The organism is Bacillus sp. L_1B0_5 (assembly GCF_000836715.1).
Taxonomy (GTDB): Bacteria; Bacillota; Bacilli; order Bacillales; family Bacillaceae_G; genus Bacillus_A; species Bacillus_A thuringiensis_S.
In genome coordinates this window covers 13,574-37,993 of the sequence record NZ_JXIS01000104.1, presented here as the reverse complement: position 1 = coordinate 37,993, position 24,420 = coordinate 13,574, and the positions used below count along the sequence as shown (strand labels likewise).

Genomic DNA, 24,420 nt, shown 5'->3' with positions numbered 1-24,420 from the left:
TTTCTGCAATTACTTCTACTTCTTCTGTTTCTTCTGTTTCTGTAATTACTTCCACTTCTTCTAGTTCTTCTGGTATTTCCACAATGATTGTTTCTTCAAGTTTTTCTTCTGCTTTGACAATCACTGATTCTTGTGAAGTTTGCTTTTCTACTTCAATAGTAGGTTGTTCTATTTCTGTATTACGTTTAATTTCTTCTAATAATATTGTATCCTCGTGCTCTACTTTAGAAGCTACTAATTCTTCTTGTAGATTGTTTTCGTTTAACACCACTACATCTTTTTCTAGCTCAGCACTTTCCATCTGCTCAGCTACTGTTTTATGAAGTAATTCATCCGCTGAAACTTCCTGCGGTGTACTCATTTCTTGAATCACTTCTTTTTCTTCTACTAAAGGCTCTTGGCGTTCAATTTCATAACCGTTTTTCTCTAGCCATTGATCAACAACTGATTTTTCTTTCTTTTTATCTTGTTGACCAACTGATTCATGACTAGGCGAAGAAGACGTTGCTTGCCCTTCTGAGAAATCCGATAATGTATATCCTTTTTTCTCTAACCATGCATCAACAACTGCTTTGCCCTCTACAGATATTTCAAGATCTTCTCTTTCCTTTACTTCCTCCTGCTTTTCTTCCTTTTTCTCTACAGAAGGACGATTATATCCGTAAATTGGCGAAATCATTTCTGTTGGACGAAATGGTCTACGGTTACTTTCTTGCACTGGTGCAGATGCCTTTTTAATGACAGACTCTCGCTCCGGTTCATATTGCACTTCCGGTTCTTCATATGTAGAAACTACCTTCTCCACATACGGTCGTCTGCTTCTTTCCACTTTTATTCCTCTTTGAATAGGCTGATCTTCATACGTTACAGCTTGAACAGGTTGTTCTTCAAAATGCCCTGCTTCTATAACATCCTCTTCATCAAACCCATTATCCGGTACTAATGGAAAACGGCATTTACCTGCATTCCTACTTGCCATTTGTGCTTCTCTTGCTTCAGTGTAGTGGTTTACACGCGGAATTTTCGGCTGACTTTCCATTTGCTTTGGTACTTCTTTATTCATCGCTGTTTGTTCTTCCTCTTTGTTAAACAGCTTTTTCATCCAATCTAACATGCTTACCACTCTTTCTACTAAATAGTAACATCCTTTATTGTATCAGCATTCGGCAAAAAGTGCAGGTAAAATTAAGCATGTCATATTTATCCACAATATTCTAATTTACGAGTGTTTTCATATGGAAAAACGCAGCCTTTCATGTAAGACTGCGCTTAAGCTTTACTCCTCCGATATTCATCAACACTATCCGTTACACTTTGCAATAAAGAATTTACATACTGCGGGTCAGATAATTTTTTATCCTCTTCATGGTTTGACATAAACCCAAGTTCTAATAGTACACCAGGAACTTTTGCCCAATTAAATCCAGAAAGATCATCCCTGAATTTAATTCCATTCACTTTCACTTGCTGATTCTCTCTCATTTTATTTACAATCGTTTGAGAGATTTGAAGACTTTCAGCATAAATCTCTTTCGTGTACGGACTTCCTTCTGCTGGCGTCAATACAGCAAATCCACTTTGATTCGGATTTTCAGAACCATCTGCATGAAGACGTAAAAATAAATTTGCCTTATGATTATTTGCGAATGTCGCTCGTTCTTTATTACTTATATCAACGTCTTGTGACGTTCTCGTCATTAACACTTGTATCCCTTTTGCTTCAAGCTTTTCTTTTAATAAAAAAGCCATTTCTAATACAAATACAGCCTCTCTCTTTTTCGTCACAACACCTGTTGTACCGTCTGTCACTTTATATTTTTTCGTTGTTGCCCCTGGTCCAATCGGCTCTAAATTTAAATTCGCTTTTTGTTGATGCCCTGGATCAATAACGACGAGAAACTTTCCTTGTTTTTCATTACTCTCTACTTTTTGTTCATTATTTTGCACTGGTTGCTCAGTTGGCTGCACCGGCATAGTTTCTTCTTCTTTCTTTTCCTCGGCTGATACTTCCTCTTGCCTATGTTCTACTTGTTCATTCGTTTGAATTGCTTGCGATTCTTCTTTCTTTTCTTCTTGTTGCTTTTCTATCGGTGCGTCTTCTTTGTTAGCTTTTCTTTTCTCTTGTATAGAAGATGTAGTTTCTTTTTTCGGCTGCTCTTGTGAACAACCAGCCATATATATTCCAATGAATGCAATCATGCCCATTATTTTTATATACTTCATACTTCTCTCCTATCACTTTGCACCAGATTCAAAGTTTTTCTTATAATTGCCCTATAATCTCATCCATATTTCCAATATAAACTGGCTGCCATGTTTCTGTACCACGTTCTGCAGTATAAACTGGATAAGCGTCATCATCTATATTTACGAAAATCGGATCGCCCATATCCGTTTCATATCCAATTGCAATCCATCCTTCTTGCCACTTTCCGTTTTCTTCACTTATTAATGACTTTTTATGTTTATCATATCGGTAACCGATTTGTCCTTTTTCTAATTCACTTTCACTAAACACATATATTTCATAAGTACCTAGCTCAACATCTTGCTGTTTTGAAGTTTCAATTCGTTTTAGAAGTTCTGCGATTTTTGGTTGTTGTTTCATACGTCTATCCCCTTCTATTTTTCTAAATTTTAACTAGTTTGTTTATAAAATACAATATAGATTTTAAGAAAAAAGGTGACATCCTTATCATATTAACGATTTTTTGAGTATATCTATCACAACTCTCAATATATCAACGATTCAACACGAAATTTCGACTTACCAACAAAAATGACAAAAAAAGAGGCTGTCCAAAAGGACAACCTCTCTTTTCTTATATCAATTAAAATTTAAACTCTTGTCCAACTTCAAAGCTATCTTCTAATACAAGAATACCTTTTTCTTGTGGAGCGTCTGGAAGCTCTAATTCACGTGCAGAGCAGATCATTCCAGAAGAAGGAACACCGCGAAGCTCAGCTGGCTTGATTAACATACCGCTTGGCATTACAGCACCGATTTTTGCAACGACAACTTTTTGTCCTGCATCAACGTTTGGTGCGCCACATACGATTTGTAATGTTTCTGTACCGATTTCTACTTTACAGATGTTTAACTTATCAGCATTTGGATGCTTTTCTTTTTCAGCTACATAACCTACAACAAATTTCGGAGAAAGATCTGCTTCTACTGTTTCTTCAAAGCCGTTCTTCGCTAAAATTTCGTTGATTTTCTCAACAAGCTCTTTCGTTAATGTAAGGTTACCTGTTTCCGTTACTTCTAAATAAGAAGATGCATTAAAGATGTTGAATCCTCCCGTTACGTTGCTTTCACGATTATAAACGCGAGCAACATCTCCTTTGCGATCAAAAGTACGGTTCTCTAAAGTAATATCTTGTAAGGCAACAATTAAAGTGTCACCAATTCCTTCAAGGTTGTAAAAAACGTTCACTTCGTTCATCCTTTCTCTTTTCCATCTGTCTTCTTCCGATTCTTCGCTAAAATAAAGATTGGTTCAAATTCTCCATCTTCATATACGAATGAAAGTGATGTAATCGGAACATGCCCTTCGGCAAAAAATTTCATTGTCATTTGTGCAATAATATCATAACCGATTTCGTTAACGATATCAGCAATAATTAATACATCTTGGTGAGGAACAGCAACAACCATGTCACCAGAAATCTTTTCACGCATCGATTGTAGTAACGATTCGTTTAAAATACGCGTCGCATCATACCCATCGTTTGTGTTTAAAAAGTAGAATGTATTACCTGCTACTGTATCCTGCTTAAATTCATAACCTAATGAGCGAGCATTGAATAATGCCATTTCACGTACTTGTTGTTCTGTAAGCTCTAACTTTTGTAATAAACGCTCATCAATTAGTCGATACGTTTTATTAGAATCTAACGCGTAGTAAATACGTGTTTCCGCCGTATGATCCGTCATAATAAACGGATTTCCTTCTTCTGCTTGTTTCGGGAAAGAAGTAGAGCGAATAACAGGTAAAATTTTCGCTCCGCTATTTTCTTCTTTATGCATCGCAATTAGCGCTTCTTGTACGTAATAAGCAACCTCTTCAATTGCCTTTTCTTTGTTCACTTCCCATTTCGCCACAACTCCTGGAAGCGATACGTTAATACCTTTTTTCGAGTCTTTCTGTTCTATACGTAGAACTTCTTTCTCGCTATCATACTGAAAGTCCCATTCTGAGCGAGATAATTTCTTCATTAACTCGTCTTTCATCTTTTTACTTGTCATCTTCATCTCTTTTTCCTCCTTTCCAAAAAAATAACCTCCCCCGCGAAGGTAGAGGTTGTTTTACAATTCAATTGGCAAATTGCCTTATTTTAAACCTTCAATGAACTCTTCGATTTGTTCTTGTGTTTTACGATCTTTGTTTACATAGCGACCAGTTTCTTCACCCTTATTGTACGCTACAAAGCTCGGAATGCCAAATACGTCTAATTTTACACATAGATCAATAAACTCATCACGATCTACATAGTAAAATGAGAAATCACTATATTTCTCTTCTACTTCTGGCATAAATGGGTCTACAAAACGGCAGTCTGGGCACCATTCTGCTGAGAACATAAAGACTACATTCTCTTCATTTTTTAATTGTTGGAATTGCTCCATGCTTTCTAATGACTTCATCTATATTTCCTCCTCTAACGAGTGCATGTTTTCATGTTATAATCTTTCTTTTATACTACCATACATCGCGCATGGTGCAAGGTTTATGCTTGCTTTTTGTCATACTTATATTGCCCAACAAGTAACTTAACAACGTGTACAAATAATTCCGTGCGGTCGACATAATCATCTGTAAAAATACCGATCGCACCTTCGTGACTACGAATGTCTTTTCTATGTACAAACTCTTCCATCACTTCACTTAACTCCTTGCCATCTTCAAGAGGTGCTAAAAAATCGTCTGGTAACGTAATACGCGCCCCTCCAGCCACGAATACTTTCCCATCACTTGTTGCTAGTGCGCCCCAGTTACACATAAATAAACCGTGCTCTGTTTTCATCACACCGCCCTCTAGTCCAATACCGATTGGAGCTTCTCCTTCCTCTAGCGCTCGTTTCGCTCTATTAATCGCTCCTTGCATCGTCTCTTCATCTGAAAACGGCTGATTTGCTACCCCTGAAGGAACAGAAAGAGATGTAATTTCAGCATCTTTCCAAACCTTCTCCACAGCCCCAACCTTCGTCTTATTCTTCGATCCTACTACTACTTTCATTTCGTTCACCTCTATAAAAATTCATCATTTTACCTTAATCAATTTACTCTTTATACATGGAAGCATCGCAACCACACAACGCCGGGGCATCTCTCCCACCTAAAAAAAGAAAGGCTCTTCAGCCCTTCTTTTCTACGCGTTATTCTTAATTGTCTCTAACGTCGTTTTATCTGTTGTTCTTACAAGCTTCGTAATTAATTCTTTCGCCGCTGCATAATCATCAACATGTAAAATTGAAGCATGTGTATGAATGTAGCGTGCACAAACACCAATTACTGCTGATGGGATACCAGAGTTACTTGTATGTACACGGCCCGCATCTGTACCACCTTGTGAAATAAAGTATTGGTACGGAATGTTGTTTGTTTCTGCTGTATCTAAAATGAATTCGCGCATTCCTCTATGTGTTACCATCGTGCGATCGTAAATACGAAGAAGAGCACCTTTTCCTAATTGACCGAACTGCGTTTTGTCACCAGATGCATCGTTTGCTGGACTTGCATCAAGCGCATAGAAAATGTCTGGTTGAATCATATTTGCAGCTGTTTGCGCTCCGCGAAGACCTACTTCTTCTTGTACAGTAGCACCAGAATATAATGTATTTGGTAATGTTTCATCTTTTAATTCTTTTAACAATTCGATTGCAAGACCACATCCGTAACGGTTGTCCCAAGCTTTCGCCATAATTTTCTTCTCATTTGCCATCGGTGTGAATGGGCAAATCGGCACGATTTGTTGTCCTGGTTTTACACCAATTTCAATCGCATCTTCATAACTATCTGCACCTATATCAATTAACATATTTTTTATATCCATCGGTTTTGCACGTTGCGCGTCACTTAATAAATGAGGAGGAATAGAACCAACAACCCCAATAACAGGACCATTCTTCGTCATAACTTGTACACGCTGCGCTAATAAAACTTGGCTCCACCAGCCGCCTAACGTTTGAAAACGAAGCATTCCGTTTTTCGTAATTTGCGTAACCATGAAACCTACTTCATCCATATGACCTGCTACAAGAACACGCGGGCCAGTTTCGTCCCCTTTTTTCAGACCAAATACGCTACCTAAACCGTCTTGTACAATTTCATCCGCATATTTGCTTAATTCTTGTTTCATAAAACGGCGTACATCATGTTCAAAACCTGATGCACCTTGTAATTCTGTTAACGTACGAAATAATTGCAATGTCTCTTTATTCACGAAGTCCCCTTCTTTCAAACCTTAGTAGAATACCTCTTTTATTGTAACGAAATTTTCGAAATGTTTCTAGTTTCTTCTTTTTTAGCTGTATTTGCTTTATAATTATTATTGGTACACTATTTTTATTTTATAGAATTGAGGTGAATATATGAGCTGGAAAGGTTTAGTAGCAGGTCTTGGCGTTGGGTTCGCAGCTGGTTATCTCGTTGCAAACAAAGTACAAGAACAATCCCATATTTCTTCAGAAAAAGCATTGAAAATGGTGAAACAAGCATTAAGTCATAAAGGTGAAATTACTGGCTCTTGGGTACATATGGTTCCAGAGACATTTGAAAAATATGATGTCGCATATGAAGTTTATCGCGGCGGTCTTACAACAATGTTAGATGATATACAAGAACGATTTGAATTTTTAGTTGATGCTAAAACAGGTACTGTTTTAGAGGTTATAGCAGCATAAAACGGAGGGTTCCCATTAGGTGAACCTCTTATTTTTTTGAAATTGCGAGTATTGATTAAAATTATATCAGCGATTTTTTAAATATATCGACTTACCGACAAAACCCCACAATAAAAAAGAAGCTGCTCCAATAAATATGATGGAACAACTTCCTATTTTTATGCTTCTATACTCGTTTTCCGTTCTATTTTTTCTACGATATGCCCTTCCTCATTCCACTTCACAGCACGATAATATGCATCATGATAAAACGTAAACCACGCCTCTTTGTCAGCACCATACTTCATCCATTTTTGTTTATTTTCAATCGAGGTCATCGGATAATCATCGTATGCCATTACCCATAATACATTTTGATGCGCGTGCGTCGGCAAGAGATCTGCTAAATGTAGCATCGTTTCCCCTTGACTCTCCAAAGCGATAACTGCATGTCCATCACTATGACCACCCGTATGCGCCATCTTGATTTCATCTGTAATTTCTATTTCTTGCTGGAACGTAACAACTTGATCTACAATTGGCTCCCAATTTTCCTTCCAATATGTATTACGTGATCTAATGTTTGGATTCCTCATTTCATTCCATTCTGTTTCACTTACGTAAACTTTCGCATTTGGAAATGCCGGCACAAGGTGATCATCTTCCCATTTTGTTAGACCAGATGCATGATCAAAATGAAGATGTGTCATTAAAACATATTGAATATCTTCAGGCTTTAATCCCTGTTTTTCTAACGATTCATAAACCGATGATTCTTCTGTTACACCTTGATTTCGTTTCATCTTCTCATCCAACTTACCGTTTCCTATTCCTGAATCAATGAGCATATTTCCATCTTTCGTTTGTAAAAGTAACGGATCTGTTCGTAAGTAAATATGATTTGTGTCATTATGTTTATATTTACGTGACCAAAGTACTTTCGGCACAACACCAAACATTGCCCCTCCATCTAAATGTGTATTTCCGCCTTTTAACCACGTTACTTTTATATCTCCAATTTGTAACTGTTCCATTACACATCCCCCTTTCAATTAATCTTAACATAAAATTCTGATTATTTTAGATGTAAAAAAACCTATGCATTACTGCATAGGCTCTGTACGATATTTTGCTTCAACTCGGTAAATACGATGACCTTTACTAGAGAATTTCTCTTCGTATTCAGTCATGATGTTACCTTCAAAGTCGCTGTTATGAAGATCTAAGCTTAAGTACGTTAGTAACATACCATACTCAGCCATACTCATAAGAGAATATTCAAATAAACCTTGATTATCTGTTTTGAAATGAATTTCTCCGCCTTCTACTAACACTTCTTCATAATTGCGTAAAAACGTTTTATACGTTAAACGACGCTTCGTATGACGCTTCTTTGGCCATGGATCTGAGAAGTTTAAATAAACGCGATCAATCTCACCTTTTGCAAAGAAAACTGTTAAATCTTCAGCATCTTTATTAATTAACTTTAAGTTCGGCACTTCTTCTTCAATTAATTTATCAAGTGCATCTACAACAACACTTGTGAATTTTTCAATTCCGATATAATTAATATGTGGATTCGCTTTTGCCATATCATACATAAAGCGGCCACGACCTGTACCTACTTCAATATGAATTGGTTGTTCATTTCCAAATACTTCTTTCCAGTTACCAGCGCGCTCCTCTGGGTTTCCGATTACGATATGTGAATACTCGTTAATTCGATCCATTGCATATGGTTTATGTCTTAAACGCATAGATGTCTCCCTCTCTTTACAAAACTATTTTAAAGGAATAATTCCTTCTTTCTTTTTTTAATCAATCTACCAAACAAAAAACCAAGTACGTACGAGCACTCGGTCCGTTTCTTTCAAGTATAAGATGTACCATTTTGATAAAAACTACATACAGCATTAAACATTCCATGACGAAACAGCTTTTTCTCTTACATTTGAAGAGAAAAACAATCGAAAGGATGATCCGTTCATGCCAATTAATCAACAACATCAATTAGAAGTGCTGAAAGATATTTTAGTCAACCACCAAAGTGATTGCTGCGGGACAGTTTCAGAATGCGAGCAATTAGAGCGCCTCATTCAATCGTTACTCGCAAACGATAATATAAGTAGTGACGCTAAAACAATGCTAAACGATGTATATTCTTATAGTCAATCGGGTAAATCTTCCTCTAATTTGGACAACCATATTTCCAATAATCAAGAACAACTTACTCAGTGGATTGCTGGAATGGACAATTTTTCTTAAGTATTATTCTGAAGCAAGTAGTTGCTGTAAATATTGATGCCAATATTCAGCTTCTGCTTGCTGTTTTTTTGTTGTATGCCATTGAATAGACAAAATCGTTTGTGCTATCACATACCATCTCATGCGCCTAAGCAGCGATTCATCCATTTCAATATCATAAAAACCGAGCCACTCACTCCACTCCTGGCGCGGAATGTACCAATATAATAACATACCAAGGTCTAGAGCTGGGTCAGCAATTACAGCTCCATCCCAATCAATTAAAAACAACTCATCTTCATCCGACAATATCCAGTTGTTATGGTTTACATCACAATGGCATACAACGAATTCATTGTATTCAATATCTTTTAATGAATCCATTAAATATTGAAGGCCTTGCTGAATTGTTTCATCATCCCTTATATCTCCTCTTAAAACGAGTTGCAGTTGTTGTAATAACTCTTGTGCGTGAAGCGGCTGCTTCCCAAGTCTTTGAATCATCTGTACAAGCGCTTTAGAGGAGTGAATTTTCTTCAAAAGTTTCGCAACACGTTCTAGTTTCATATCCTCTGGCTCTAACTTCTGTCCCGGAAGCCATTTTTGAGCAGAAATTACATCACCGTTCGTTACCCTTCTTGTCCAAAGTAATTTTGGAACAATTCCTTCTGCTGACAATACCGCTAAAAAGGGCGATGTATTCCGCTTTAAAAATAACTTCTGTTGTCCGTTTTGCGCAATATATGCATCGCCCGTTACTCCACCAGCCGGTACAAGACTCCACTCTTTTCCTAATAATTGTTCCAACCATTCCATATTCATTACCCGTTAACAAATCCTTATCTTTTATAGTTATGAAAAGAAAAACCGCAACATTTCTACACATGTTGTGGATTCATATATTTTACTGTAAATGAAAAGAAAAATTAGCCTCAGCCAAAAATTCTCTATTTTATTTTACAAAACCTGTCATAGAATGACAACTTATCAAAATCGTCACCTTTGTCAATTCTACATTTATTACATTCTCATCGTCAAGTAGCGATTTGTCACATTATCGTCAATATATACGTGCTAATTGGAGCGAGCCTAAGTTCCTTTCCTCTAAATGAAGAAATTGGCTCTATTTTCGCTTGCTTTTCGTCTACTATCACATGCCACGTTTCTTCTTTCGGAAGTTGCACAGTTTTAGCTTCTAAACCACTATTAAATAAAACGACAATCTCTTTCCACGGCCCAAACGATTCTGCATGCTCTAGGTGATATGCAAGTACTTCTGTAGATGTTTGTAAAAAAGTCATATGTTTTTTTATAAGGTCTGCGTTTTGTAATCGGAATGCCCCATGCTCTTTACGAATCGCAATTAAACCTTTTATATAGTTAACGGTCTCTATTTCTTTCTCTTTTTGATCCCAATCTAATTGATTGATCTCATCACTTGCATTATAGCTATTTTCATTTCCTTTCTTCGTACGATAAAACTCTTGTCCTGCATGTAAGAAAGGAATACCTTGTGAAAGAATAACCATTGCGCTCGCTAGCAGGTGACGTTTTTTCAAAATCGCTTCTGATTCTTCATTACTGCGCACTAGTTTATCCCACATCGTCATATTATCATGACATTCTACATAGTTAATACTTTGCGCCGGCTCTAGAAACAGCCCTGTTTCTTTCATACTTAAAAGGCTTCCTGCTGCAATATACTGCAAATGATTACAGTCTACATGCCCACCAAATGCAAAACCACGCTTATTTATATGAAATGTACTCCCTTTTATCCCATCACGAAATTGATCATTAAACTGCGCGATATGTGGCATTTTCTTCGCATTATTTAACGTTGCTTTTTCCTCAAGAGGAAGCGGTGTTTGTAAATCCCATCCTTCTCCTAATAACAAAGCATCTCGTTTTATGTTTCGCACTTCTTTTTCTATCATATTCATTGTATCAACATCTAAAATTCCCATTAAGTCGAATCGGAATCCATCGACATTGTATTCAGTAAGCCAATATAAAATAGACTCTACAATGAATTTCCTCATCATTTTCCGTTCAGACGCTATATCATTTCCGACTCCCGTCCCATTAGAAGGCATACCATCTTCACCATGACGAAAATAATAGCCTGGAACAAGCTTTTCAAATGATGATAGCTCTCTTTCATAAACATGATTATATACAACATCTATAATCACCCTAATGCCATGCTCATGAAATGTCTCGATCAACTGTTTACACTCTACTATCCTGTTATACGGGTCAGAGGGATTTGTAGCATAAAATCCTGTTGGTGCATTGTAATATAATGGATTATATCCCCAATTATAGGCGGACGAAGGATTCGCCTCATCTACACCACCGAAACAATATAAAGGTAATAGTTCAACATGTGTAACACCTAAATCTTTTATATGAGACAACCCTGTTAACGTCCCGTTCCGTCCTGTTGTTCCCTCTTCCATCAATCCTTTATATGTTCCCTTTTGACTCACTCCACTATTTTGATGTATAGTCGCATCACGAATATGCAGTTCATACAATATGGCATCTGTCATTGATTGTAACGGTGGTAATCCCTCTCGTCTTGTTACATTCGTTTTTTCTAAATCGATAACAACACCGTGTTTTCCGTTTACCGTCACCGACTTTGCATAAGGATCCACAGCTTCGTTCCATATTAAATTAATACAAACGAGAAATGTATAGCGTGCTCTGTCTAAATCACCTTGTAATGCTTGAATCCAAACTCCGTTTTCTCCCCTATACATTTCATAATCGGTATATTCTTTATCGCTCTTATAAATTCTTACTTTCGCAAGCCTTGCAGTTGGGGCCCATACTTTAAATGTCGTTTCTTCTTTTTGATACACAGCACCTAAATCTGTACCTTCGTAATAATATTTTTCATCGAAAATTGTTGTTCGAATAACAGCACCTATTTGTAAATCCGTTTCTTCATTCCGTTCATCTCGTACTGTATAATACTTCCCCACATCTAGCGGCTCTTCTATAAAGCACTCATACTTCGTTGCATCTGGAAGCGCAATCGTATGAGCAATCGGTAAATCTTTCACATTACTTCCTTCTTGCAAACGAAATGTCCGACTTGTTCCATACGCATGTGGGAGCAAAATTGTAATTTTATTCATTTCATCTAAATAGGCATCAAATGGACGTTTTACTTTCAACATAAAAAAATCACCATCATTCTCAAAGTTAAAATAAAGTGAAACTTTAATGAGCGAGATAAAATGAGCTGCAAATGATAAGGCTTTTCTTATCAACAAGACTCTATACAGTAACTCCATTCTTCTCTATAGTATATTCACCTGCATAAAAAACGTTTTCACCATTCTATTTTTGTAATTTTATTTCAGCAATCGATTTATACTTCGGGGTTTCTTTCACGTGGGATTCGTATAAAGTAATTGTATCTGCTTGAAATGATATTTCAGGCACTTCTTTTATATTTTCTAAATGAAACTTTTCTTCTCCTATCCATTTACGAGCAACAGTAATATGCGGATGATACGGGCGTGTTTCTAGAGAAAACCCATTTTCTTCACAAATGACATGTACTTGCTTTTGCAACTGAAACAAATCGTGATTCTCACTTACCTTCGCCCAAAAAATACGGGGCTGCTCTTCCCTACCAAACGTTGAAAAACCTTGTAACGTGAACGATAGTTCTTTTGTTTTTGTAAGTGTTTGTAATCCATTCTTTATCCCTTTTAACTGTTCTTCTGTCGCGCCTCCTAAAAAGGAAAGGGTAATATGATAATCTTCCTTATGTACCCACGAACGAAATGGTAATTCCTCATTCGTATCCTCTTTATAGTTAGACAGCACTTCTTTTATATGATTTGGTAACGTAATTGCGACAAAATAATGCCTATCCATGTACACCGTCCCCTTCTTTCTATTGTTGCTTTTCTTTCTTATCTCATTCAATTAAAAAGAAGCCGCCCTCTAAAGTAGAGAGCGGTCATTATTCATATATCAGCGATTAAAGTTTCACTTTACTTCGCTAATTCATGAATTGCTTGAGCGTAAATTGCTGTTGCTTTTAATAAGTCTTCAATTTCAATGTACTCATCTTTTTGATGCGCAAGTTCTTCTTTTCCAGGGAACAGCGGTCCAAATGCCACACCAGCTTTTAATGAGCGAGCATAAGTCCCTCCGCCGATTGCTAACAATTCAGCTTTTTCACCTGTTTGTTCTTCATACACACGTTGCAACGTACGGATTAACTCGTGATCTTTATCAACGTGATGCGGACGAGAGTTAGAATAGTCTGCTACTGCAAATCCATACGTACCTACATATTCTTTTAACTTTGCAATCATTTCTTCAAAGTTAGTCGTAACTGGGTAACGTACGTTTAATCCTAAATTACCACCATTCTCTTTCGTATAAGAAAGGCGACCAACATTCACTGTTAACGGACCACTAATTTCATCTTTATAAGCAATAGTAGCTTTTTCACCAAAAATATCACCAGTAAATGTTTCTGTTGCAAATGTCGCAAATGCAGTTGCTTTTCCATCAAGTGAAACTGTAGTTAAGAAGTTTGCTAATAATAAACCTGCATTTTCTCCTTTTTCAGGAGTAGATCCGTGCGCTGAAATTCCTTCTATTTGCAACGTCACTGTATTGCCTTCTATAGTCGATTTCCCTATTTTTTTAGCAGTTTGTAAATACTCTTCATATGCTACTGTAAGTGCATTTACATCTTCTCCTGTAATAACCGCTTCTGCAAAATCAGGAACCATATTTAAACGGCGGCCTGAATCAAATGAAACAAGTTCATATGTACCTTTTTTCTCTTCACTACCATTTTGCACAACTTGTATATCAGAAATTCCTTTTTCTGCATTAATAATTGGAAAGTCTGCATCTGGTGCAAAACCGATTGTTGGCATTTCTTCGTTTTTAAAGTAGTGATCTACACATTTCCAATTGCTTTCCTCATCTGTTCCTATAATCATACGAACACGTTTTGAAAGAGGTAAGCCTAATTCTTTCACAATTTTCATCGCATAATATGCTGCCATCGTTGGGCCTTTATCGTCAATTGCACCACGTGCAAAAATCTTTCCGTCGCGAATATCCGCACTATACGCAGGAGTCGTCCAGCCATCTCCTTCTGGTACAACATCAACGTGACAAAGAATACCTACTAACTCTTCTCCTTGTCCCATTTCAAGATGACCTGCATATCCTTCTAAATTTTTAGAAGCAAAACCTTCAGCTTCTCCTTTATGTAACATGAAAGATAGCGCTTTTTCTACACCTTCACCGAATGGTGCGCCTTCTTTCGCCGATTCTTCTTCCCATACACTTTTAATTTGTAAAAATTGTTGTGTATCACGAATTAAATCATCTTTTCGTTTTGCAACTTCTTCAGTCCAATTAATCGCTGACATCACGCATCCATCCTTCACTATATTATCTCTTTCATCATAGCAAACCGAAATCCCTTATGCCATACACGAAAACTAAATACCGAACAATTGTAATATTTCAGACATTTCTTATTAGTTTTTCTTTTATTTTTTCAAAAAAATTTGCAGGAATTTGGCGTTTTACGTAGAATTTTATGTGTTAGTTGACTGACCATATATACAATGTCAACTACCAATATTTTTCTATATAAATATTTGTTAAACTTTTGTAAAATTTAAGTAGATTAAAGCATGAATTTTATCATGTAGAGTACAATGGTAGTAACGACCTTCTTTCCTGAATGGGGTCAAAAAAACTAGTAGAGGAGTGGTTTTCTCTTGAAACCTACAACTACTCGTATGCTAACACGCATTAAATCAATTTATATGTACATCAATGAAAACGGAACGGTAACGACGAAAGACCTTGTAGATGAGTTCGGGATCACACCGCGAACGATACAACGTGATCTAAATGTGTTGCAGTTTAATGAACTCGTGTATAGCCCTTGCCGCGGTAAGTGGACAACAACAGGAAAGAAAGTGAGAATGACCTCATAACGAAAAATAATTGTATGTAAATAAATACATACCCCTTTCTAACTATTAGAAAGGGGTTTTTTCTGCACCTATAAAGGTACTACTTTTCAGTATCTACTTGATATGTTCTTAACATTTCTACTTCTTCATCTGTTAGCTCTCGGTATTGTCCAAGTTCTAGTTCTTCATCTAATACTAACGGACCCATCTCTGTTCTTTTTAGGTAGACTACTTTTTTCCCTACTGCTTCAAACATACGCTTCACTTGATGGAATTTCCCTTCCGTAATCACAAGCTCAATTTCAGAAATATCATCGCTTTTCAATATTGTAAGCGCACCTGGCTTTGTTTCATAGCCATCGTCTAAAATAACACCTTTAGCAAACTCTTTTACATCCTCTTCTGTTACTACTCCTGCAACGTGTGCATAGTATTTTTTCGGCACATGCTTTTTCGGAGATAATAATTGATGTGATAACTTCCCATCATTTGTTATCAATAAGAAACCTTCCGTATCGATATCAAGTCGTCCAACTGGGAACGGATCAAAGATTGCATCTTCTAATTCTAATAAATCTATTACTGTTTCATGATTATCATCTTCCGTCGCTGAAATAACACCTTGTGGTTTATGCATCATTAAGTAAACAAACTCTTTGTATTCCACAACTTCACCGTGAATCATAACTTCTTGCTCTTCTACATTTACATGAACTTTCGCATCTTTTACTGGCGTTCCATCAATTTTTACAACGCCATCTTTCAATAATTTCTTTACTTCTTTTCTACTTCCATATCCCATATTCGCTAATAATTTATCTAATCTCACGTTTTTCACCTTCTTTATTTATCATAGAAAAGGGGACGTAATTACGCCCCTCTTGATTTCAACTTTATTTTAAATCTACTACCAAGTTTACGTTGAATTTTATCTAATGCTTCTCCGCCAAATACTCTTTCAAGTACTCCTGTGCGAATTGCTAACAATCCGTAAACAAGACCGCCAATACCTGCACAAATCGCAACTGTTATAAGAGCACCAATACGGCCATCAGGCGAAATCATGAAGGATAGAAGCCATTGTGATAGTTTTACAGCAACGACCATTATAAGTGTCAGTACTGCAATTTGGAATGTTCTTTTATATACAACACCGAATGAATAGTGTGCATATTTTTTAATTTGTCGATTTGTATACCAAACAGAAGCTAAGAAACCAACTGCGGTCGCTAGAATTGCTCCTACTGTACCGAAATAACGAATAAAGATTACGTTACATACAAATTTCAAAATAACCCCCATAACAAGCGCGACAATCGCATGCTTTTGCTGATTAATCCCTTGAAGAATTGCCGCTGTTACCGTAAATAAAGCAAATAACAATGCAACTGGTGCATACCACATTAATACTTGTCCACCTAATGGATCTGAGTCATAGAAAGCAGTGTAAATTGGATATGCAAGTGTTGAAATACCGATAACTGCTGGCAATGTTAAAAACATATTTGCCTGGAATGTTTGTGTAATTTGTAATTTCAAATAGCGGTATTGTTTTTCAGTAAATGATTTTGTAATTGCTGGTACAAGCGTTAAACTAAACGCTGTTGCAAGTGATACAGGAATCATAATTAACTTATGCGTCCACATTGTGAAAATACCAAGCGCTCGCTCTGCGATATCGCCTTGACCAATCGCCTGCATAATTGAGTTAAATGTCAATGTATCAATTTGTTGATATAAAGGAATTGTTAACCCAATTACAACGTAAGGAATCGCATATGCGAATAACTCTTTAAACAATTGAACAGTACTTACTGTTGATTCTGGTACAGTTTGTTCAATTAAATATTGATCCAAATATTTTTTACGTTTTAACCAGTACCAAATTAACACACCGAGTGCTCCAACCGCTGAAACGAACGCAGCAAATGTCGCTACTCCAACTGCTGTTGCAACTGTACCACCAAGTACTTTAATAACGATAAAACTACCAGCTAATAAAAAGATGATACGAATAATTTGTTCAATAATTTGTGAAACGGTAGTTGGTCCCATAGACTGGTGACCTTGGAAATAACCACGAATTAAACTCGCTGCTGGTACAACAATAAGTGCGAAACTTACAAGACGAATGATCGTCGTAACTTCTCCTACATTATTGTGTATACTTTGTTTACCAAGCATCGCTTCTGCAAACAATGGCGCCGTCATGTACAGCACTAGGAACGAAAGAACTCCTGTTACTATCATCATAACCATTCCCGAGCGGAACATTCTCCGGCTCGTTTTATAATCGCCAAGCGCATTATATTTGGAAACAAATTTCGAAACAGCAAGCGGCACACCTGCCGTTGCGATACTTAAAAAGATCGTATATGGAATGTATCCATATGTATAGAGCGTTCCGCCTTCTGTGCCTACTAATGCATGAAACGGAAAGACGTAAATCATGCCTAAGAACTTTACTAAAAATGTCCCTAGCGTAACAATAAGCGTTCCGCGCAGAAATTTCGAATCGGACATACAAAAATCCTCCTACATCTACATAAAGTGAAACTATAATTAGTTGGAGACTTCTCTCCTACTCCTTATTAGTTGAACCATTCGAGCATTTACAGGCTAACAGACTCCCTATTTACTTCTCCTAAATCTTGAGGTTTTAGTCTTATCGCCTACAAATAGCAGGATAGTGCTGAACTCTAACTTTTGTATTGTACCACAATTCTCTCATTAAGCAGTACTTCACTCTATTTTTCTTTTAAGGGAAAACATGCTATTCTTTTAGGCAGGAAATGTAGAAAATGAGGTCGATATATTATGCATTATGATGTTATTGTCATCGGCGGCGGTCCTTCTGGGCTAATGGCTGCAATTGGTGCTGCAGAAGAAGGCGCAAATGTCTTGCTTCTTGATAAAGGAAATAAACTTGGGCGTAAACTTGCGATTTCTGGTGGCGGGCGCTGTAACGTAACGAACCGTCTACCACTTGATGAAATTGTTAAACATATACCAGGAAACGGTCGCTTCTTATACAGCGCTTTTTCTATTTTTAATAATGAAGATATTATTACATTCTTCGAAAATCTTGGTGTTAAATTGAAAGAAGAAGACCACGGTCGCATGTTCCCTGTGTCAAACAAAGCGCAATCTGTTGTAGACTCACTTTTAACACGATTAAAAGACTTAGGTGTAAAAATCCGTACAAATACGCCTGTTGAAACGATTGAATATGAAAATGGTCAAACGAAAGCAGTTGTACTGCAAACAGGCGAAGTGTTAGAAACGAATCACGTCGTTATCGCTGTTGGCGGAAAATCAGTTCCTCAAACTGGTTCCACTGGAGACGGATACGCTTGGGCTGAAAAAGCAGGTCATACAATTACAGAATTATTCCCAACAGAAGTACCTATTCTTTCAAACGAGCCGTTTATACGTCATCGCTCATTACAAGGTCTTGCTTTACGTGATATAAACTTAAGCGTATTAAACCCGAAAGGAAAAGCTATCATTTCTCACAAAATGGACATGCTCTTCACTCATTTTGGCCTATCTGGTCCTGCTGCTCTTCGCTGTAGTCAATTCGTCGTGAAAGCATTGAAAAAGTTTAAAACGAATACAATACAAATGAGTATTGATGCATTGCCAGAGGAAAATAGTGAGCAACTATTTCAGCGCATGCTGAAACAAATGAAAGAAGATCCGAAAAAAGGAATTAAAAACGTTTTAAAAGGTTATGTCCCTGAACGTTACTTCCTATTCTTACTAGAAAAAAATGAAATTGACGGTAGTGAACAAGCTGGACAAGTTTCTCACGAAAAGATTCGCGCACTTGTGAAAGACTTTAAAGAGTTTACTGTGAATGTAAATGGTACGCAGTCAATTGAAAAAGCATTCGTTACTGGCGGAGGTGTATCCGTGAAAGAAATTAACCCGAAAGAAATGTCTTCTAAATTTACGAACGGCTTATATTTCTGCGGAGAAGTTCTTGATATTCACGGTTATACTGGTGGCTATAATATTACATCAGCCCTTGTTACTGGTAGAATTGCCGGAACGACAGCTGGAGAAAACGCGAAAATGCAATATTAAAAAAGAAACAGGGATTCCTGTTTCTTTTTTAATAAGTACATGAAATTATTATCGGTGATTCCACAGATATATCAGCCATTCTGTAATTATATCGGCGATTTCCCAAATATATCAGCCATTCTGCAACTTATATCGGCGATTCCCCAAATTTATAGACTTACCGACAAGAAACGACAAATATACGCTCCACTTAACTTCCCATTGCTTTTTTGTTGCTTTATATACCTTAGTACCTTTATATTTTATATTGTTGAATATTTAAAAAAGGGTAAGGGGAAAACAAATGAGAAAAAAAGTCATGATGTCTTTAATGTTAATGACGTTTCTTTCTGCGGTAGAAGGAACGATTGTTAGTACAGCAATCCCTCGTATAACGAGTGATTTGTCAGGCGTCGAACTTGTTAGTTGGGTATATGCAATTTATATGCTAGCAACAGCTGTTTCGACTCCAATATACGGAAAGCTCGCTGATTTATTTGGTCGTAAAAAGGTTTTACTGATCGGGGCTACAATCTTTTTAGTCGGTTCTGCACTTTGCGGAGTCGTTACATCGATGGAACAATTAATTTTCTTCCGCGCGCTTCAAGGTATCGGTGCTGGTGCTGTTATGCCAATCACAATGACGATTATTGGAGACTTATATAGCGAAGCGAAAGACCGCGCGAAAGCACAAGGTTGGATGAGTGCCGTTTGGGGTGTATCCGGTGTTATCGGACCGTTAGTAGGTGGATTTTTAGTTGATTCTCTTTCTTGGCGTTATATTTTCTTCTTAAACGTCCCATTCGGAATTATCGCTTGCTTAATGATTGTAATTTACTACAAAGAATCTATTAAACCTGCTAAACATCATATCGATTATCTTGGTGCAACAGTTTTTTCATTAAGTACAATCGCTCTACTATATGCATTATTAACAGGTAGCAGTAAGCAAAACTGGGGAGACATGACAATTATCGGCCTATTAATCTTTGCCGCTATTTCATTCATTATTTTCTTGTTCATCGAGAAAAAATCTCCGGAACCATTAATTCCGCTAGCACTTTTCTCTAACCGTACATTATCTACGATAAATATATTAACTCTTATTGCTGGCGCAATGATTATTAGTATTACAATGTACCTTCCAATTTGGAGTCAAGGTGTATTAGGGAAAAATGCGACAGAAGCTGGACTTATTTTAATGCCAATTCCTGTTATGTGGACATTTGGCGCTATTTTCTCTGGTAACTTAGTAGGCAAATTAAAAACAAAACAAATCATTTTACTTGGAGCTAGCATTTTATCAGTCGCTACGTTCTTATTATTTACACTATCAACCAATTCACCATCGTTCCTTATTTATGTAGCAGTCGGATTATTCGGCTTAGGAATGGGGCTTGTGACACCGATTTACATGGTAACAATTCAAGCAGCCGTACCAGCTCATACACGCGGAACAGCTGTTGGTTTAAATACATTTATTAATACATTTAGTCAAACGTTAGGTGCTGCAATATTCGGTACAATCTTCAATACGATGATTCACGCACGTGGTATTAAAAATCTTGATCTTGTATCTGGTGGACATGGTGGTACTACAGCAAACGTAGTAAGCGAATCACAATCCGCATTAGCATCAAGTGTACACGTCATTTATATGAGCACTTTCGTATTAGCAGTATGTACATTAATTATCGCTTGGCTTTTATTAAAGCCAGCTACACAAACAAGCGAGCAATAATAAAGAGGATGACCATTTTGGTCATCCTTTTTTATTCATCATTCTCCACAATATGTTTCAGCATGGATAATTTATTATCCCAAAAACGTTCATAATACGAGAGCCACTGTTGTAATTCTTCTAACGGTTCTGGATGCAAACGATATATCTTCTCTCTTCCGCTTTTTCTTCCACTTACTAAATTCGCTTCCGAAAGAATATGAAGGTGCTTTACAACCGCAGTACGACTCATCGGGAAATGATCCGTTATTTTGGAAATCGGTAACTCTTTGTCACTTAATAACCGTATTACTTCTCGGCGGGTTGGATCAGCAATTGCTTGAAATACATCATATTTCGCTGCTGACGAGGACACTTAGCCTTCGACAACCTTTTTCAGTTTTTCATTTACAATCGCTACCCAACCACCGCTCATTCTATCGCGAATAATAGAGCTCTTCGCATTCGCTTTCGGAAGAATTTCATCAGGATGTTTCCAGCCGCCGTGAATTAACGTAAATTCTGTTTTGTTATCTCCTAAGTCTTTCAAATTAAATGAAACAACCCAGCCATCTGTATCCCATGAGAAAGATAAATGGTTTGGCTCATCAATTTCTAACACTTTACATGGTGATGGCCCAAATGGCGATTGCACATGAAATTCATGCCCTACCTCTAATACAAAATCATTTGGCATAAACCATGACGCAATCCCTTCTGCAGTTGATACTACACTCCATACCTTTTGAATAGACGCGTTAAAAACGATTGTTTGTTTAATATCATTTAATGTATTTTGTTGTTCCATGTTCATTCTCCTTTACTCGGCGTTATAACATAACACCTTTTGGTTACACTTCGATAATATAACACCTTTTAGTTTCATGTCAACGCTAATTCTTTTACTGTTGAGAAATTCTCAACATTTTTTCAACAGGACAAACACCCTCTTAGCATTTCCTCATAATATACTCACAAAGGCAATACAAAATAAAAACTTCTCTCAACATGAAACTCCATCATTCATATTGAAAGAAACGCCTTACTTATATCATGCGTACTTCGTCTCTCCTCCTTCCCTCAGGGACAATACGCGAGATATGACAAATCAGAAGGAATATGCCCACCATTTGAGTAGGTAGTTATTTCTCTTCTCCTCAACATTTCCTTAGGAGCGAAATGACTACCGACTCACTTTTTTCAAACAAAATAAAAAGGGGTTGAACGCTATGTTCTATTGCATTAACTGCTCTGATATTCATCATGAAAAACATCCAAATGATAAAGTATTCAAAAACGGTTTTTATATTGATCCATTTTTAGGTGATCGTTATCACCTTGGTATGTGTAAAGATGCCCAAAACCATGAAACAGGGGAGCCTCTTTTAACGACAAAGAAATTAGGCGCCCCCCAATCTATTATGAATGTATTACCGACACATGTTGTCCCAACATAAAGCATAAAAAAGAGCTGGCTCACCCAGCTCTTTTTTATGCTTTATAAACGATCATTGCTGAAAAACAATAAATTTGGTTTTCATCGTCGTTAATGGAAACACCAACTTGATACTTAATATCTACAAAGTTGCTATCATCAATCTTTTTCAAAAAAACATTTACAGCGTCTTCTAAGTCTTTTTCGTGACTTTCATCAAATACTTTCACACGAATCATGTTAACACCGTCCTAGATCGCAGCCCTCCGCCGCTTGATTATTGCCACGGTGCGTATCTATGATGCGATAAAACTTTCCATTCTCATATATATATCCGTCTTCTAACACATATTCTTTATCTTCAGTATAGACATAAAACTTACCTATCATAAATTTACTCGTATATAATTCCAAATAATTTGGTCTAAATTTAGCTACAACTTTATTTGTAATATCAATTTTTATTGTGCGCCCCACCTTCTCTCCCTCCTTTGCAAAGAACGGATTTAGGTATATTGTATTAGCGCTTTTACATTTTATGCTTAAAAATAAGTGGATATGCCTTCTTTCTTCACCTGTACTATTTTTCTAAAAAAATCACTATAAATAAGGCCCCAAAAAAAACATAAAAAAAGCACTTTATCTTATTGACTCGAATATAAATATTATGTTATTATATAAAATTTGACATTTTTACATACGTATGCTATCATTAAAAGTGGTTACCACATATGGAGGTGGATGATTTGTTTCAAATTGGTGATAAAATCGTTTATCCAATGCACGGTGCAGGAATCATTGAAGCAATTGAAGAGAAAGAAATATTAGGTACTTCACGTCAATATTGTGTGATACGCATCATTAGTAAAGATATGCAAGTAATGCTTCCGATGGATCAATTAAAAAAATCGGGTATTCGTTATATCGTTGATCGAGGTACGTTAGATGATATACTTCTTGAATTTCAAAACGGGGAGTCAGACCCATCACTCTCATGGAAACAAAGATATACAATGAATATGGAAAAAATGAAAAATGGCAATTTACAAGATAGCGCAGAAGTTGTTCGGGATTTACTTCGCCGCAATAAAGAGAGAGCATTAAATGCGAGCGAAAAACAAATGCTAGATAATGCACGAAAAATGATGATTAGCGAAGTCGCGCTCGTACAAAATGTTACTGAACATCAAGCAACAGAATTTCTTCAAGATACAATTAATCATTAAATTTAAAATAGCTGAACGCTATTTTTTTTGTAAAAAAAGGACAAAGAGATAAACTCTTTGTCCTTTTCATATTACCCACGCCCAGCTTGAAACGATGGGTATAAAGTCATTCCACCATCTGCAAATAACGTAATTCCAGTTACGTAACTCGCCTCTGATGAAGCAAGCCAAGTTGCTACTGCTGCAATTTCTTCAGGTTTTCCAATATAGCCCATCGGTATCATACTTTCTACGTCAGCCCGCTGCTTTGGATCAGCAAACTTTTCTGCATTGATCGGCGTATTAATTGCACCTGGTCCTATATTATTTACTCGAATACCTTTTGGCGCATATTCTAGCGCTAACGTTTCTGTCATCAGTTTAATGCCACCCTTACTCGCTGCATAGTGCACAAATAGCGGCCACGGAATTTTCTCATGAACACTAGACATATTAATGACAGACCCTTTAATGTCATGTTCTACAAAATATTTAATCGCTTCTCTACTACCTAAGAAAGCACCTGTTAAATTTGTATTGATTACTTTATTCCAATCTTCAAGTGGCATTTCATGCGATGGTACTGCATTTTCTATCCCTGCATTATTAATCATAATGTCAAGCGTACCAAATTCTTTCACAGCAGATTGAATGAGATTCACAACATCTGATTCGACGGTTACATCACCTTTTACAGCAATCGCTTCTCCGCCTACCTTTTTAATTTCTTCTAACACATCATTTGCTTCTGATTCTCGTGAGCGATAATTAATAACCACTTTCGCTTTTTCCTTAGCAAACCTTACTCCCATCGCCCTACCAAGACCAGTTGCTGATCCTGTAATAACGACCACTTTTCCTTCTAAATCACTATACAT

Annotated in this window: 27 protein-coding genes and 1 pseudogene; 7 read left to right on the top strand and 21 right to left on the bottom strand. The window is 36.8% G+C overall.

What is annotated here, in order from left to right; genetic code table 11:
• The 8 genes and pseudogenes from RT27_RS26780 to RT27_RS26745 all read right to left on the bottom strand — a co-directional run.
• A pseudogene (locus tag RT27_RS26780) lies at nt 1-1,114 on the bottom strand (hypothetical protein); the annotation flags it as partial.
• Between the two features lie 155 nt (nt 1,115-1,269).
• Nucleotides 1,270-2,223 (bottom strand): N-acetylmuramoyl-L-alanine amidase, encoded by a 954-nt coding sequence (locus RT27_RS26775; protein ID WP_043938240.1) that lies wholly within the window; start codon nt 2,221-2,223, stop codon nt 1,270-1,272.
• A gap of 40 nt (nt 2,224-2,263) precedes the next feature.
• Nucleotides 2,264-2,608 carry a hypothetical protein gene (locus RT27_RS26770; protein ID WP_029443437.1) on the bottom strand — a complete coding sequence of 115 codons (345 nt, stop codon included), beginning with the start codon at nt 2,606-2,608 and terminating at the stop codon, nt 2,264-2,266.
• A 223-nt stretch (nt 2,609-2,831) separates the two neighbouring features.
• Nucleotides 2,832-3,446: a YtpR family tRNA-binding protein gene (ytpR, locus tag RT27_RS26765; protein ID WP_043938239.1), complete on the bottom strand. Its 615-nt coding sequence runs from the start codon at nt 3,444-3,446 to the stop codon at nt 2,832-2,834.
• The gene (locus RT27_RS26760; protein WP_029443439.1) at nt 3,443-4,255 is read right to left on the bottom strand and encodes a DUF1444 domain-containing protein; all 813 of its coding nucleotides are present in this window, start codon (nt 4,253-4,255) and stop codon (nt 3,443-3,445) included. The genes ytpR and RT27_RS26760 overlap by 4 nt, the downstream gene beginning before the upstream one ends.
• A 78-nt stretch (nt 4,256-4,333) precedes the next feature.
• Nucleotides 4,334-4,648 (bottom strand): thioredoxin family protein, encoded by a 315-nt coding sequence (locus tag RT27_RS26755; protein ID WP_000838193.1) that lies wholly within the window; start codon nt 4,646-4,648, stop codon nt 4,334-4,336.
• A gap of 83 nt (nt 4,649-4,731) precedes the next feature.
• A complete protein-coding gene (locus tag RT27_RS26750; protein WP_016080032.1) occupies nt 4,732-5,241 on the bottom strand; it encodes a DUF84 family protein in 510 nt (169 codons plus the stop codon).
• Nucleotides 5,242-5,373: 132 nt separating this feature from the next.
• Nucleotides 5,374-6,447 (bottom strand): M42 family metallopeptidase, encoded by a 1,074-nt coding sequence (locus RT27_RS26745; protein ID WP_001031517.1) that lies wholly within the window; start codon nt 6,445-6,447, stop codon nt 5,374-5,376.
• Nucleotides 6,448-6,595: 148 nt separating this feature from the next.
• Between RT27_RS26745 and RT27_RS26740 the strand changes: the two genes are divergently transcribed.
• The gene (locus RT27_RS26740) at nt 6,596-6,907 is read left to right on the top strand and encodes a PepSY domain-containing protein (protein WP_000118541.1); all 312 of its coding nucleotides are present in this window, start codon (nt 6,596-6,598) and stop codon (nt 6,905-6,907) included.
• Between the two features lie 158 nt (nt 6,908-7,065).
• On the opposite strand, the gene RT27_RS26735 is transcribed toward RT27_RS26740, so the two are convergent.
• Complete coding sequence (locus tag RT27_RS26735) at nt 7,066-7,920, bottom strand: MBL fold metallo-hydrolase (RefSeq protein ID WP_029443441.1); 855 nt, start codon at nt 7,918-7,920, stop codon at nt 7,066-7,068.
• Between the two features lie 69 nt (nt 7,921-7,989).
• The gene (trmB, locus tag RT27_RS26730) at nt 7,990-8,643 is read right to left on the bottom strand and encodes a tRNA (guanosine(46)-N7)-methyltransferase TrmB (protein WP_001239383.1); all 654 of its coding nucleotides are present in this window, start codon (nt 8,641-8,643) and stop codon (nt 7,990-7,992) included.
• Between the two features lie 229 nt (nt 8,644-8,872).
• Here trmB and RT27_RS26725 point away from each other — a divergent pair, with 229 nt between their 5' ends.
• Entirely contained in the window at nt 8,873-9,151 is a 279-nt protein-coding gene (locus tag RT27_RS26725) for a YtzH-like family protein (RefSeq protein ID WP_001122235.1), read from the top strand.
• Between the two features lie 3 nt (nt 9,152-9,154).
• On the opposite strand, the gene RT27_RS26720 is transcribed toward RT27_RS26725, so the two are convergent.
• The 4 genes from RT27_RS26720 to pepV form a co-directional block, all read right to left on the bottom strand.
• Nucleotides 9,155-9,952 (bottom strand): phosphotransferase family protein, encoded by a 798-nt coding sequence (locus RT27_RS26720; RefSeq protein WP_029443442.1) that lies wholly within the window; start codon nt 9,950-9,952, stop codon nt 9,155-9,157.
• Between the two features lie 227 nt (nt 9,953-10,179).
• The gene (gene pulA, locus RT27_RS26715) at nt 10,180-12,321 is read right to left on the bottom strand and encodes a type I pullulanase (RefSeq protein ID WP_043938236.1); all 2,142 of its coding nucleotides are present in this window, start codon (nt 12,319-12,321) and stop codon (nt 10,180-10,182) included.
• A 163-nt stretch (nt 12,322-12,484) separates the two neighbouring features.
• A complete protein-coding gene (thpR, locus tag RT27_RS26710) occupies nt 12,485-13,030 on the bottom strand; it encodes an RNA 2',3'-cyclic phosphodiesterase (protein WP_029443444.1) in 546 nt (181 codons plus the stop codon).
• Between the two features lie 119 nt (nt 13,031-13,149).
• Complete coding sequence (gene pepV, locus RT27_RS26705; protein ID WP_001274237.1) at nt 13,150-14,556, bottom strand: dipeptidase PepV; 1,407 nt, start codon at nt 14,554-14,556, stop codon at nt 13,150-13,152.
• A 357-nt stretch (nt 14,557-14,913) separates the two neighbouring features.
• Between pepV and RT27_RS26700 the strand changes: the two genes are divergently transcribed.
• Complete coding sequence (locus RT27_RS26700; protein WP_000805512.1) at nt 14,914-15,135, top strand: DeoR family transcriptional regulator; 222 nt, start codon at nt 14,914-14,916, stop codon at nt 15,133-15,135.
• 79 nt (nt 15,136-15,214) lie between these two features.
• Here the strand turns inward: RT27_RS26700 and RT27_RS26695 are convergent, their stop codons facing one another.
• Together RT27_RS26695 and RT27_RS26690 are read right to left on the bottom strand one after the other, a co-directional pair.
• Nucleotides 15,215-15,943: a pseudouridine synthase gene (locus tag RT27_RS26695; RefSeq protein ID WP_001234948.1), complete on the bottom strand. Its 729-nt coding sequence runs from the start codon at nt 15,941-15,943 to the stop codon at nt 15,215-15,217.
• Between the two features lie 41 nt (nt 15,944-15,984).
• A complete protein-coding gene (locus RT27_RS26690) occupies nt 15,985-17,637 on the bottom strand; it encodes a polysaccharide biosynthesis protein (RefSeq protein ID WP_016080027.1) in 1,653 nt (550 codons plus the stop codon).
• A 294-nt stretch (nt 17,638-17,931) separates the two neighbouring features.
• Between RT27_RS26690 and RT27_RS26685 the strand changes: the two genes are divergently transcribed.
• Together RT27_RS26685 and RT27_RS26680 are read left to right on the top strand one after the other, a co-directional pair.
• Nucleotides 17,932-19,203, top strand: a complete 1,272-nt coding sequence (locus RT27_RS26685) for an NAD(P)/FAD-dependent oxidoreductase (RefSeq protein WP_043938234.1) — start codon at nt 17,932-17,934, stop codon at nt 19,201-19,203.
• A gap of 283 nt (nt 19,204-19,486) precedes the next feature.
• Complete coding sequence (locus tag RT27_RS26680) at nt 19,487-20,923, top strand: MDR family MFS transporter (RefSeq protein ID WP_029443446.1); 1,437 nt, start codon at nt 19,487-19,489, stop codon at nt 20,921-20,923.
• Nucleotides 20,924-20,954: 31 nt separating this feature from the next.
• Here the strand turns inward: RT27_RS26680 and RT27_RS26675 are convergent, their stop codons facing one another.
• Entirely contained in the window at nt 20,955-21,278 is a 324-nt protein-coding gene (locus RT27_RS26675; protein ID WP_016080024.1) for a metalloregulator ArsR/SmtB family transcription factor, read from the bottom strand.
• Entirely contained in the window at nt 21,279-21,710 is a 432-nt protein-coding gene (locus RT27_RS26670) for an SRPBCC domain-containing protein (RefSeq protein ID WP_000437769.1), read from the bottom strand. It abuts the gene before it with no gap.
• Nucleotides 21,711-22,131: 421 nt separating this feature from the next.
• Here RT27_RS26670 and RT27_RS26665 point away from each other — a divergent pair, with 421 nt between their 5' ends.
• Nucleotides 22,132-22,359 (top strand): DUF3973 domain-containing protein, encoded by a 228-nt coding sequence (locus tag RT27_RS26665; protein WP_016080023.1) that lies wholly within the window; start codon nt 22,132-22,134, stop codon nt 22,357-22,359.
• 34 nt (nt 22,360-22,393) lie between these two features.
• Here RT27_RS26665 and RT27_RS26660 read toward each other — a convergent pair whose 3' ends face one another.
• Both RT27_RS26660 and RT27_RS26655 read right to left on the bottom strand, forming a co-directional pair.
• Nucleotides 22,394-22,576: a sporulation protein Cse60 gene (locus RT27_RS26660; RefSeq protein WP_000621751.1), complete on the bottom strand. Its 183-nt coding sequence runs from the start codon at nt 22,574-22,576 to the stop codon at nt 22,394-22,396.
• A gap of 1 nt (nt 22,577) precedes the next feature.
• A complete protein-coding gene (locus RT27_RS26655) occupies nt 22,578-22,814 on the bottom strand; it encodes a DUF2553 family protein (protein WP_000533803.1) in 237 nt (78 codons plus the stop codon).
• Between the two features lie 254 nt (nt 22,815-23,068).
• Here RT27_RS26655 and RT27_RS26650 point away from each other — a divergent pair, with 254 nt between their 5' ends.
• A complete protein-coding gene (locus RT27_RS26650) occupies nt 23,069-23,563 on the top strand; it encodes a CarD family transcriptional regulator (protein WP_000451442.1) in 495 nt (164 codons plus the stop codon).
• Between the two features lie 71 nt (nt 23,564-23,634).
• Here RT27_RS26650 and RT27_RS26645 read toward each other — a convergent pair whose 3' ends face one another.
• Nucleotides 23,635-24,420: a glucose 1-dehydrogenase gene (locus RT27_RS26645; protein WP_029443447.1), complete on the bottom strand. Its 786-nt coding sequence runs from the start codon at nt 24,418-24,420 to the stop codon at nt 23,635-23,637.

What these genes read in the sequence shown, in the direction of transcription:
- RT27_RS26645 (WP_029443447.1), bottom strand. Translation starts at nt 24,420, where the DNA reads ATGTATAGTGATTTAGAAGGAAAAGTGGTCGTTATTACAGGATCAGCA.
- RT27_RS26725 (WP_001122235.1), top strand. Translation starts at nt 8,873, where the DNA reads ATGCCAATTAATCAACAACATCAATTAGAAGTGCTGAAAGATATTTTA.
- RT27_RS26770 (WP_029443437.1), bottom strand. Translation starts at nt 2,608, where the DNA reads ATGAAACAACAACCAAAAATCGCAGAACTTCTAAAACGAATTGAAACT.
- RT27_RS26735 (WP_029443441.1), bottom strand. Translation starts at nt 7,920, where the DNA reads ATGGAACAGTTACAAATTGGAGATATAAAAGTAACGTGGTTAAAAGGC.
- RT27_RS26740 (WP_000118541.1), top strand. Translation starts at nt 6,596, where the DNA reads ATGAGCTGGAAAGGTTTAGTAGCAGGTCTTGGCGTTGGGTTCGCAGCT.
- RT27_RS26680 (WP_029443446.1), top strand. Translation starts at nt 19,487, where the DNA reads ATGAGAAAAAAAGTCATGATGTCTTTAATGTTAATGACGTTTCTTTCT.
- RT27_RS26760 (WP_029443439.1), bottom strand. Translation starts at nt 4,255, where the DNA reads ATGAAGATGACAAGTAAAAAGATGAAAGACGAGTTAATGAAGAAATTA.
- thpR (WP_029443444.1), bottom strand. Translation starts at nt 13,030, where the DNA reads ATGGATAGGCATTATTTTGTCGCAATTACGTTACCAAATCATATAAAA.
- RT27_RS26775 (WP_043938240.1), bottom strand. Translation starts at nt 2,223, where the DNA reads ATGAAGTATATAAAAATAATGGGCATGATTGCATTCATTGGAATATAT.
- RT27_RS26750 (WP_016080032.1), bottom strand. Translation starts at nt 5,241, where the DNA reads ATGAAAGTAGTAGTAGGATCGAAGAATAAGACGAAGGTTGGGGCTGTG.
- pulA (WP_043938236.1), bottom strand. Translation starts at nt 12,321, where the DNA reads ATGTTGAAAGTAAAACGTCCATTTGATGCCTATTTAGATGAAATGAAT.
- RT27_RS26665 (WP_016080023.1), top strand. Translation starts at nt 22,132, where the DNA reads ATGTTCTATTGCATTAACTGCTCTGATATTCATCATGAAAAACATCCA.
- pepV (WP_001274237.1), bottom strand. Translation starts at nt 14,556, where the DNA reads ATGTCAGCGATTAATTGGACTGAAGAAGTTGCAAAACGAAAAGATGAT.
- RT27_RS26755 (WP_000838193.1), bottom strand. Translation starts at nt 4,648, where the DNA reads ATGAAGTCATTAGAAAGCATGGAGCAATTCCAACAATTAAAAAATGAA.
- trmB (WP_001239383.1), bottom strand. Translation starts at nt 8,643, where the DNA reads ATGCGTTTAAGACATAAACCATATGCAATGGATCGAATTAACGAGTAT.
- RT27_RS26670 (WP_000437769.1), bottom strand. Translation starts at nt 21,710, where the DNA reads ATGGAACAACAAAATACATTAAATGATATTAAACAAACAATCGTTTTT.
- ytpR (WP_043938239.1), bottom strand. Translation starts at nt 3,446, where the DNA reads ATGAACGAAGTGAACGTTTTTTACAACCTTGAAGGAATTGGTGACACT.
- RT27_RS26685 (WP_043938234.1), top strand. Translation starts at nt 17,932, where the DNA reads ATGCATTATGATGTTATTGTCATCGGCGGCGGTCCTTCTGGGCTAATG.
- RT27_RS26690 (WP_016080027.1), bottom strand. Translation starts at nt 17,637, where the DNA reads ATGTCCGATTCGAAATTTCTGCGCGGAACGCTTATTGTTACGCTAGGG.
- RT27_RS26720 (WP_029443442.1), bottom strand. Translation starts at nt 9,952, where the DNA reads ATGAATATGGAATGGTTGGAACAATTATTAGGAAAAGAGTGGAGTCTT.
- RT27_RS26660 (WP_000621751.1), bottom strand. Translation starts at nt 22,576, where the DNA reads ATGATTCGTGTGAAAGTATTTGATGAAAGTCACGAAAAAGACTTAGAA.
- RT27_RS26650 (WP_000451442.1), top strand. Translation starts at nt 23,069, where the DNA reads ATGGAGGTGGATGATTTGTTTCAAATTGGTGATAAAATCGTTTATCCA.